The sequence below is a fragment of the Streptomyces sparsus genome, from assembly GCF_054776295.1.
On the sequence record NZ_BAAHCA010000095.1, the window covers coordinates 1 to 9,945 of the forward strand.

The 9,945-nt window shown below is 71.9% G+C and carries 9 protein-coding genes; all 9 read left to right on the plus strand.

The window, feature by feature from the left end; translation table 11 throughout:
* Positions 1–239: 239 nt before the first annotated feature.
* Positions 240–1,442 (plus strand): MFS transporter, encoded by a 1,203-nt coding sequence (locus ACYVE9_RS08065; protein WP_461027047.1) that lies wholly within the window; start codon positions 240–242, stop codon positions 1,440–1,442.
* Positions 1,443–1,682: 240 nt separating this feature from the next.
* Complete coding sequence (locus ACYVE9_RS08070; RefSeq protein ID WP_461027048.1) at positions 1,683–2,390, plus strand: phosphoribosylaminoimidazolesuccinocarboxamide synthase; 708 nt, start codon at positions 1,683–1,685, stop codon at positions 2,388–2,390.
* The gene (locus tag ACYVE9_RS08075) at positions 2,383–3,072 is read left to right on the plus strand and encodes an SDR family oxidoreductase (protein ID WP_461027049.1); all 690 of its coding nucleotides are present in this window, start codon (positions 2,383–2,385) and stop codon (positions 3,070–3,072) included. The genes ACYVE9_RS08070 and ACYVE9_RS08075 overlap by 8 nt, the downstream gene beginning before the upstream one ends.
* Before the next feature lie 39 nt (positions 3,073–3,111).
* Entirely contained in the window at positions 3,112–3,555 is a 444-nt protein-coding gene (locus ACYVE9_RS08080; protein ID WP_461027050.1) for a hypothetical protein, read from the plus strand.
* Positions 3,552–4,745, plus strand: coding sequence for an MFS transporter (locus tag ACYVE9_RS08085; RefSeq protein ID WP_461027051.1), 1,194 nt, complete (start codon positions 3,552–3,554; stop codon positions 4,743–4,745). The genes ACYVE9_RS08080 and ACYVE9_RS08085 overlap by 4 nt, the downstream gene beginning before the upstream one ends.
* 14 nt (positions 4,746–4,759) lie before the next feature.
* Positions 4,760–5,605 (plus strand): HAD family hydrolase, encoded by an 846-nt coding sequence (locus ACYVE9_RS08090; protein WP_461027052.1) that lies wholly within the window; start codon positions 4,760–4,762, stop codon positions 5,603–5,605.
* A gap of 104 nt (positions 5,606–5,709) precedes the next feature.
* Positions 5,710–7,620 carry an alpha/beta hydrolase family protein gene (locus tag ACYVE9_RS08095; RefSeq protein WP_461027053.1) on the plus strand — a complete coding sequence of 637 codons (1,911 nt, stop codon included), beginning with the start codon at positions 5,710–5,712 and terminating at the stop codon, positions 7,618–7,620.
* A gap of 529 nt (positions 7,621–8,149) precedes the next feature.
* The gene (locus tag ACYVE9_RS08100) at positions 8,150–9,253 is read left to right on the plus strand and encodes a hypothetical protein (protein WP_461027054.1); all 1,104 of its coding nucleotides are present in this window, start codon (positions 8,150–8,152) and stop codon (positions 9,251–9,253) included.
* 97 nt (positions 9,254–9,350) lie between these two features.
* A partial coding sequence (locus ACYVE9_RS08105) for an MFS transporter (RefSeq protein ID WP_461027055.1) occupies positions 9,351–9,945 on the plus strand: 595 nt, incomplete at its 3' end.

Consider the following 9,945-nt stretch of genomic DNA (forward strand, 5'->3'; position numbering starts at 1 on the left):
GTGGCGGACCGAACGGTCCGCCACGCACCTGGCGCAGCTCATCGCACAGGCCCCGCGTCCTGACGTGCCGCCCGCACGAAGCGCGGACCGGCCGGAAGCGATCCATCCCCTCCAAGGCGCCCTTGACAGGAGTCTCGATCAGGCGGATACCTTACGAAATGATCTTGCCTGCCGGTGGTCCACCGGTGCAGACAGGCCTGCGGCAGGAGACCGGCGCCAACCCACGCAAAGGACGACGCATGCCTTACCTGCACGTGATCCGCCGCCCGTCGGTGTTCCGGCTCCTCACGGGCAGTTGGGTGGGACGATTGCCGTCGGCGATGGCCGCACTCGCCATCCCCCTGGCGCTGCGCGACGCCGGTGCCTCGTACGGCTTCATGGGGCTCACGTCCGGCACCTTCGCCGTCGCCGCGGCGCTGGGGGCGCCCGCCGTGGGCCGCTGGGTGGACCGGCGCGGACAGACCTGGATCCTGGCTGCCACGGGGGTCCTCGCCGCGGTCGGGTTCATCACCCTGGCCATCGCCCCCGACCGTGAGCTCCTCGTACTCTTCGGCGCCGCGCTCGCCGGTGCCGCGACGCCCCCGCTGGAGCCCTGCCTACGGGCCCTGTGGCCCGACCTCGTCCCCCGGGAGGACCTGGAATCCGCCTACGTCCTCGACTCCACCGCCCAGGAACTGGTCTTCGTGGCAGGCCCGTTGGTGGTGGCGGGCACGCTGGCCGTGGCAGCGCCCACCGCGGTGCTCTGGGCACAGGCGATGCTGGGTCTCGTAGGCGTCTTGATCGTGGCCACGGCCAGGCCTTCCCGGCGCTGGCGGCCCGTGGCCAGGTCGGCCGACTGGCTGGGGCCGCTGCGTGAGCGGGGCCTGGTCCTGCTCCTTGTCTGCCTGACCGGCGTCGGCTTCGCCATCGGCACGCTCAACCTCCTCGTCGTCCACTACGCGGAACACCAGGGCTTCCCCGGCGGTGCGCCGGCGCTCCTCGCCCTGCACGCGGGAGGCTCGCTCGTCGGTGTCCTGGCCTACGGGGCCCGCAGCTGGACAGCCCCGCTGCCACGCCGTGCTCTGGCGATCGCCCTGGGGCTGCTGTCGGGCTACACGCTCCTGGTCCTGCTGCCGCCCGCGCCGCTCATGGGCCCGTTGATGGTCCTCACGGGGCTGTTCCTCGCGCCGCTGCTCGCCACCACCTTCATGCTGGTCGGCGAACTCGCGCCGACCGGCACGACGACCGAGGCCTTCGCCTGGCTGATCACCCTGTTCGCGGCAGGCACCTCGGCAGGCTCCGCGATCACCGGGATCGTGCTGCAACGCGCCGACGGGCACTGGGGCGCGGCCTGCGGGGTCCTTGGGGTCACCCTGACGGTGACGATCCTGTTCCTGGGCCGCCGGAATCTGTATTCACGCAAGACCGTAAACACGAATACGGTCGCAGCGGACAGCGCCTGAGGTTTGTTTCCCCGGATCCCTAAAGCGGGTTGACGGACACTCCGCAGCACAACTAGGGTTCACACGAAATACGTTCGACGGACCTGATCGACCAGCGCTCCTCACGTATCACAGGACCTTTCCACAAGGTTCAGCGCGCCTTTCCAGGCTTCTCCACCGCTCTTTCCGTGCGGCTTTGGAACCGATGAGCCGCGGCTGTTCTCTGCCGACGAGCACCACGCATCAGAATGGATTCCTGCCATGAATTCCGAAGCCAAGTCCCGCACGCCCGACATTGAGGGGCGCAGCAAGAAGGTCTGGCTGCTCGACGACGGCACCTGTCTGGTCGAGATGATTCCGTCCCTGCGGAGCTACACCTACGACCGTGACGAACTGATCGACGGCACGGCCGAACTTCGCCTCGACTTCTTCGAGCACGTCTCCGGCCGACTGGCCGCCGAGGGCGTGCACACCGTGTTTCGCGAGCGGACCAGTCCGCTGTCCTACCTCGCCGACTATCGGCCGGCCTCGCCCTTCGAGGTCATCGTCAAGAACCGCGCGACCGGATCGACGATGCGCAAGTACCCCGGCCTGTTCACCGAGGGGCAGCAACTGGACCGGCCTGTGGTCAAGTTCGACTACCGCACCGACCCCGAGGACCAGCCCATCGGCGAGGACTACCTCCGCATGCTCGGCATCGACGTCGATGCCTACCACGCGCTCGCGCAGCGCTGCAACGCGGTGCTCCGGACCCTCCTGGCCCCCCTGGACCTGTGGGACTTCTGCCTCATCATCGCGCCGGACCCGGAGCGGGGCGTGGTCATCAACTCCGAGATATCCCCCGACTGCATGCGGCTGCGCACCACGGCCGGAGAGTGCTACGACAAGGACCTGTTCCGCCAGGGGGCCACCGGCGCCGAGATCATCAAGCGGTGGACCGAGCTCCTGCGGATCATCACCCATGCCTAGGCGGCAGGCCCTGCTGACGGGCTCGAACCGGGGCACGGGCCGCGCCATCCGCGACCGGCTCGGCACAGACGGCTTCGAGGTGCACTGCCTGAACCGGCGCTCCTGCCCGGACCACACCGACCCCCTGACCGCCGACCTGGCCGACGGGCAGGCGGCATACGACGCGGCCCGCACGGTCCTCGCCGACGTGCCCGCACTCGACCTCCTGGTCCTGAACGCGGTGACCCGCAGCCTCGGCACGCTCGGCGAGTTGGACCCCGCCGACTGGGACAGCGCCGTCGCGGTCAACCTCACCGCGAACGTGCGCATCATCCAGGCTGCGCTGCCGGCTCTGCGGGCCGCGGGTGGCCACATCGTCCTGATGGGTTCCCACGCAGGCGACCGGCCCTTCGAAGGAGGGGTGGCCTACTGCGCGACCAAGGCGGCGCTGCGCGCCGTCGCCGAGGTGCTGCTGATGGAGGAGCGCCCCCAGGGAGTGCGCACCACACTGCTCAGCCCCGGCGCCATCCGCAACTTCGACGACGATTTCGCCAGGACGAAGATGAGCGTCGAATCGGTCGCCTCGGTGGTGTCCTGGGTGGCATCGACCCCGGCCGACACGGTGCTCGGCGAGGTCGAACTGCGCCCGGCCTGTCTGGGCACCCCACCCGCGACCGGTTTCGAACGCCTTCAGCATGTGTGACGCGGGGCACGGTCCCGCCACCTGATTGGGAGCCCTGTCATGGCGCCGCACAGTTTCGTCACCCATTGGAACGCAGATGCAGGTGTTCTCCGGGCCGAGCGTTCCGCACCGGACGGAGTGGAGGGCCGCTCCGGCACCTCGGGGCGAACCCGCGTCGAGATCCGGGCCGTCGTCTCCGTGAGCATCGCCGAGGACGGCCAGGTCTGCGCCGTCGATGTACGTGAGGTGCCCCAGCACGTCGTGCCGGCCATTCCGCAGGCACGCAGCGGGGAGACCGTCGGCCGCGTCTGGCTGGACAGCGGATGGCTGTGGGCACCGCTCAGCCACCAGCCGCCCGACACCGAGCTGACCGGTACCGGGGACCTCGTCCTGCACTTCGAGCAGGACGCGCTAACCGGCCTCTCCGTGCGCTTGCTCGACCAAGAGCCCGCGGTACCACGCACGGCGAAGAGAGAACCCGCGGAAGGGGAACCCGCACCGTGACCTATCTCGGCCTGTTGCGCAGACCGTCCGTTCCGCGCTCCCTCGGCGGTTCGCTGACCGGGCGGCTTCCCACCGCGATGACGGCGCTCGCCATGACGCTCACCCTGCGCGCCCACGACGCCGACTTCCAGTTCATCGGCGTGGCCACCGCGGTACTCGCCGTCTCGGGCGCCATCGGCGGACCGGTACTCGGCCGCCTGGTCGACCAGCACGGCCAGACGAACGTGCTGGTCATCGGAGCCCTTCTGTCGGGCTGCGGCATACTCGTCGTAGCGGCACTGCCCGCCGAGCCGGTACCGGTGCTGCTCGGCGCCGCCCTGGCCGGGGCGGCAGCCCCACCGCTTGAGCCGTGCCTGCGCACGCTGTGGCCCCGCCTGGTGGGGCAGAAGGACATCCAGCGTGCCTACTCCATGGACGCCGCAGCCCAGGAACTGGTATTCATCGGCGGCCCCTTGCTGGTCGCGGTCACCGTGGCGCTCGGCCCGCCGGAGATCGCGCTGGTCCTGGCCGCCGCCCTCTGCCTGACCGGGACTGCGCTCATGGCGACCTCGCGCCCCTCGCGTGACTGGCGGGGCGAGCCCGGCCCGCGCGACTGGCTCGGCCCACTGCGCAGCCGCCCCCTGGTCCTCCTCTTCCTCGGCCTCGCCGGAGCGGGCGGGGCCATCGGCGGCCTGAACATCGTGGCCGTCGCCTACGCCGAACGCCACCACGTGCCCGGCGGGGCCGGCCTGTTGCTCGCCCTCTCGGCCTGCGGAGCCCTCATCGGCGCACTGGGCTACGGCCGCCGCACCTGGTCCCTGGCGCACACCGCCCAGGCAGCGCTCTGCGGTGTGGGCCTGACCTTGACCTACGGGCTCGTCGCCACGATGGCCCCATTCTGGCTCATGGCGCCGATCTGCCTGTCGACAGGTCTGTTCCTGTCCCCGCTACTCGTCGTGTCCTTCACCGTCGTGGACCGCCTCGCCTCCGCGGGTACCGTGACCGAGGCGTTCGCCTGGCTGATCACACTCCTGACCACGGGCTCCGCCTTGGGGTCGGCCCTGGCCGGAGTGGTACTGGAGGCCGCAGGGCCGGGCCCGGCCGCCGCCTCGACAGCGGCCTGCGCCCTGGTCGGCGTCGCCTTCCTGCTGTGGTGCCATCTGCGCCCGGAGCACCGCCGCCGGGCACGGCTCCCGTCCACGACCGGATGAAGGGGCAGCGGACCATGATCGCGATCGCGCCCCGTCTGCTCGCCTGCGACCTCGACGGCACCCTGCTCGACTCGAGTGGCCGGCTCACCGACCCCGTGGTCTCCGCGCTCCACCGGGCCCGGGACGCGGGCCTGGCCCTCGCCGTGCTCACCGCCCGTCCCCGCCGTGACGTGCCCGCGGCGGTGTACGACCGGATGCCCGCCGGCACGTCCTGGGCCTACAGCAACGGGGCGGTGGTCCACGCCCCCGGGTCCGGCCCTCCGCATGTCTCGGGCTTCTCCCCGGACCAGGCGCTACGACTCGTGGCCCGGCTCAGGTCCGCCCACCCGGCCTGGTCCTGCGCCTTGGATCTGACGGACCGTACCCTCGTCATCGACCCGTTCCCGCGCCGGGCCGCGGCCCTCTGGAGCAACGTCGTACGGCTGCGCACAGCCGCCGAAGCCCGCCTGCCCGACGTCGTGCCGAAGGTTCTCGTCCATACGGCGACGTTCTGCGACGCGACCGTGGTGGCAGAGGTCCGAAGGGCGGCCGGTCAGAAGGCGTCGGCCACCGCCTCGGGACCGGACTTCGTCGAACTCATGCCGCCACGTGTCGGCAAGTCCCAGGCGCTCAGCCGCCTCTGCGCCCGGCTCGGCGTCCCCCCGGGCGCGGCCGTGGCTGTCGGCGACGGCCTCAACGACCTGGCCATGCTGCGCCTGGCCGGCCTCGGCGCCGCCCCGGCCAACGCTCCGCTGGAGGTGCGCCGCGCCGCGGACATCGTCCTGCCGTCGAACGACGAGGACGCGGCGGCCGTCCTGATCGCTCTGCTGCTCGACCGTCATCCCAAGCCGCCGGCCTCCGCCACACGCCAGATGAGGTGAATTCCGTGTCACATCGTCGGAGCGGTTCACCCGCCGAGAGCCAGCACGCCGAGAGCCAGTCACCCCCCAAGCGAACGATCGAATACGGGAGTTGGCCTTCCGCGGTGCGGGCCGCCGACGTCGCCGAGGGGATGCCGGTGCCGGAATGGCCCGGCTTCGTCGGCGAAGAGGTCTGGTGGACCGAGTTCCTCACCCATGACGGCGGGCGCAGCGCTCTGATGCGCCACGGCCCGGACGGCGTGCCCACGCAGGTACTGCCGCCCGACTGGGACGTGCGCACGCGCCTCCACGAGTACGGGGCACTCCCCTGGCACGCGCTGTCCGCCGACACCGCCGACGGCATCGTCTTCACCCACTGGACCGACCAGCGCGTCTACCGGTGGCGGCCGGATACCGCCCCCGAGCCGTTGACACCGTCCGCGACCGAGCGGGAGACCTGCCGCTACGGCGACTTCGCTGTCCGCGACGGCGAAGTGTGGTGCGTGCGCGAGACCCTCCACGCGGAAGGCGACGGTCCTGCGCTGGTGCGCCGCGACCTCGTGGCTCTTCCGCTGGACGGGCGCGCCGCCGAGGACCGGGGCGCCGTGCGCGTCCTGGCGTCCACCCACGACTTCATGACCGGCCCGCGGATCGAACCCGGCGGTCGGCGCGTCGCCTGGCTCGGCTGGAACCACCCGTCCATGCCCTGGGACAGCACGGACCTCATGGTCGCCGCCGTCTCCCCCGACGGCGAACTGCGCGACATCACCCGGGTACTCGACGGCGGGCGGCGGCGGTCCGTCACCCAGGTGGAGTGGGCCGCCGACGGTTCGGGCCGGTTGTTCGCCGTGACCGATCCCGACGGCTGGTGGAATCTGCACGAGGTCACGCCCGGCGCGCCTGCCCGCAACCTGTTCCCGGTGGCCGAGGAGTTCGGCGAGGCGCTCTGGCGGATGGGAACGAGCTGGTTCAAGCCCATGTCCGACGGCCGGATCGCGGTCGTTCACGGCAGGAGCGAACGCCGCCTGGGCGTCCTCAACCCGAACGGGGACCTCACCGACCTCGACCCCGGCGGCCCGTACACGCAGTGGAGCTCCCCGGCCACCGACGGACGCCGGATCGCCGCGGTCGCGGCGGGCACCGGCCGCAGACCCACGGTCGTCCTCACCGACCCGTCGGCAGGGCGGCCAGCGCCACCGCGCACCCCTGAGCACCGTCACTTGCGGCTCACCGCAACCCCCCGCCTGCGTACCTATCACGGCCAGGAGGGCGAGCCGGTGCACGCCCACGTCCATCCGCCGTACCATCCGGACGTGACCGGGCCGGCGGGCGAGCTGCCGCCCTATGTGGTCTTCGCGCACGGCGGCCCCACCAACCGCAGCCCGCTGGTCCCGCGCGCCCACATCACCTACTTCACCAGCCGCGGGATCGGCGTACTGGACGTCCAGTACGGCGGATCCACCGGCTTCGGGCGTGCCTACCGGGACCGGCTGCGCGGCGGCTGGGGCGTGGTCGACGTACGCGACTGCGCTACAGCTGCGCGCGGCATCGTGGCCGACGGGCTCGCGGACCCGGCCCGTGTCGCGATCCGCGGGGCCAGCGCGGGAGGCTGGACGGCGGCGGCCTCAATGATCGCCGAACCGGACCTCTACCGCGCCGCCGCGATCTACTTCCCGGTCCTCGACGCCGACACCTGGCGTCGCACCACCCACGACTTCGAGTCGCGCTACGCCGAGACCCTGATCGGCCCCTGGCCCGCCGACCGGGAACAGTACGAGCGGCGCTCCCCCGTGCACGGCGCGGACCGCATCCGTGCCCCCTTCGTACTGTTCCAGGGAACCGAGGACGCGATCTGCCCGCCCGGCCAAGCCGAACAGTTCCTCAAGCGCCTGGAGGGCTCGGGCATCGCGTACACCCACCACCTCTTCGAGGGCGAGGGCCACGGCTTCCGCGGCGCAGCGACTGTCATCCAGACTCTGCGAGCCGAACTGGCCCTCTACGCCCGGGCCTTCGGTTTCGACCCCCTCCCCGAGTGACCGGCCTGCCCGGCCCTGCACCGCTGCATCGTCCACCGCTTCGGGACCGGGGTGAGTTCCCTGGCCCCTGACCGGCCTTCGACACCCTCTGCCATCGTCGAGACTCACCCGCTGCCACCGCGGCGGTGCGCAGCCTCCACGGGCAGCACGCCGCACACCTCCGACGGAGGACCGTGCGGGACCTTGCGGACATCGCAGCACTTTCCCACGGAGCCCGGCCTCCCTCGGAGCCGCCGGTCACACGTAGCCGTACCGGCCCGCCGCGTCCAGTACCGCCACCGGTCCGCCCCTGGTGACGATCCGACGTCCGGTCGGCGGTTCCGTTCTCCCTGCCGCCCTTGCGCTCCCCCGCTTTCATGTCGTCGGACGGGCGCGCCCCGGCGCGGGGCGTCGGCGGTGACCCGGCAATTCGGATCCCGTGGACAGATCCGGCGAAGCGATCGGCATGCGGCGACCGGGATGTCGCGGCTGCGTATCAACCCGGGGGCGGGCGTGGCTCCCGACGGTGGCCGCGCCTAGAGTTCTGGCCATGTGGCCAGGACAGCAGCAGCCGGGGGGCGAGCAGAACCCTCAGCAGCCCAACCCGTACCAGCAGCCGGGATACCAGCAGCCCAACCCCTACCAGCAGCCGGGGCAGCAGGGCTACGGGCAGCCCCAGCCCGGACAGCCGCCGCAGGGGCAGCCGGGGTACGGGCAGCCCGGGTACGGACAGCCCGGGTACGGGCCACCCGCTTACGGGCAGCCCAACCCCTACCAGCAGCCCGAGGGGCAGTGGGGACCGGCCGGCGGGCCGGGCGGACCGGTGCCGCCCGGTGACAAGAAGTCCAAGCGCAACCTGGTGATCGCGATCACCGCCTCCCTCGCGGTGATCGCCGCCGCGAGCGTGGCCGGTTTCCTGTTCCTCGGCAACGGGGACGAGGCGGACGGCAAGACGCCCGTCGGCGGCGCCGAGCCCTCGGCGTCGCAGAAGCAGGAGAAGACCGAAGAGGACGACCCGGACGACGGCCGGGACGCCGACCCGGACAGCCCGCGCGGTTCGGGCGAGGAGCAGACGCCGGACCCGGTGGTGGCGGGCTGGCAGGTGGTCGTCAACCCCAAGCACCACAGCGCCTTCGACGTACCGAAGGACTGGTCCCTGAAGTCGACCGACACGATCGTCGGTTGGGGCGAGAAGGAGGACGAGGACACGCTCTTCCCCGCCCCGCAGGTCGCCATGAGCGCCCCGGCCTACTTCAAGGAGGGCTGGTGCACGAAGAACTCCTCCCGGGCCGTGGTCGGCACCAAGGGCGCGCAGGGCTCCACGGACACCGACGTGGCCGCGGTCAACGCAGCCGACAGCTTCGCCTTCTACGCCTACGGCGAGGAGAAGGAGAAGCTCAGGAGCGGCAAGGCGAAGCCGTTCTCCAACAAGCACGGCATCAAGGGCCACACCGCCACGGCGACGATGACCGGGGTGGAGAAGGAGGGCAAGTGCGACGCCGACGGCAAGGTCGTCACGGTGTCGTGGCTCGACGCCTCCCGGGAACTGCGGCTGTGGGTGATGGTGACGGACGCCGGGGTCAGCGACGAGGTGCCCGCGGCCACCATCAAGAAGATGACGGACAGCCTGCGCCCCTACGGCGAGCAGGACTGACCACCGCCGGTCCGGGCCGAGCGGGTGCGGGTTTGCTCCTCGGCCCGGCAACGGCGATAGTCCCCCGGTGACCTCTCCGCCTCCCACCCGCCCCGGCATGCGTCGCCGGGTGCGCCGGCCCGCCTGGGCCGGCCGGAACTACACCCTGCTGACGGCCGCCGCGGTGATCACCGGACTGGGCAGTTCCGGGGCGCTGATCGCCTCGGCGTTCGCGGTGCTGGAGGCGGGCGGCAGCGGCACCGACGTCGGGCTGGTCGCCGCCGCCCGGACCGTGCCGCTGATCGTCTTCCTGCTGGTCGGCGGCGCTGTCGCCGACCGGCTGCCCCGGCATCGGGTGATGGTCGCCGCCAACGCGCTGAACTGCGTCTCCCAGGGCGCCTTCGCCACGCTGGTCCTGACCGGCGACGCGCAGCTGTGGCAGATGGCCGTGCTCGCCGGGCTCGGGGGCACCGGCCAGGCGTTCTTCTCGCCGGCGGCCGAGGGCATGGTCCTGGCGACCGTCACCGGCGAACAGGCCGGCCGGGCCTTCGCGGTCTTCCGCATGGGCATGAACGGGGCCGGTATCGGCGGTGCCGCACTCGGCGGTGCCCTGGTCGCCGCGGTGGGGCCCGGCTGGGTGCTGGCCATCGACGCCGCCGCCTTCGCGTTCGCCGGTGCGCTGCGGGCGTTCCTCGACGTCAGCGGGGTGCCCC

What these genes read in the sequence shown, in the direction of transcription:
- ACYVE9_RS08065 (WP_461027047.1), top strand. Translation starts at nt 240, where the DNA reads ATGCCTTACCTGCACGTGATCCGCCGCCCGTCGGTGTTCCGGCTCCTC.
- ACYVE9_RS08100 (WP_461027054.1), top strand. Translation starts at nt 8,150, where the DNA reads ATGTGGCCAGGACAGCAGCAGCCGGGGGGCGAGCAGAACCCTCAGCAG.
- ACYVE9_RS08075 (WP_461027049.1), top strand. Translation starts at nt 2,383, where the DNA reads ATGCCTAGGCGGCAGGCCCTGCTGACGGGCTCGAACCGGGGCACGGGC.
- ACYVE9_RS08080 (WP_461027050.1), top strand. Translation starts at nt 3,112, where the DNA reads ATGGCGCCGCACAGTTTCGTCACCCATTGGAACGCAGATGCAGGTGTT.
- ACYVE9_RS08070 (WP_461027048.1), top strand. Translation starts at nt 1,683, where the DNA reads ATGAATTCCGAAGCCAAGTCCCGCACGCCCGACATTGAGGGGCGCAGC.
- ACYVE9_RS08090 (WP_461027052.1), top strand. Translation starts at nt 4,760, where the DNA reads ATGATCGCGATCGCGCCCCGTCTGCTCGCCTGCGACCTCGACGGCACC.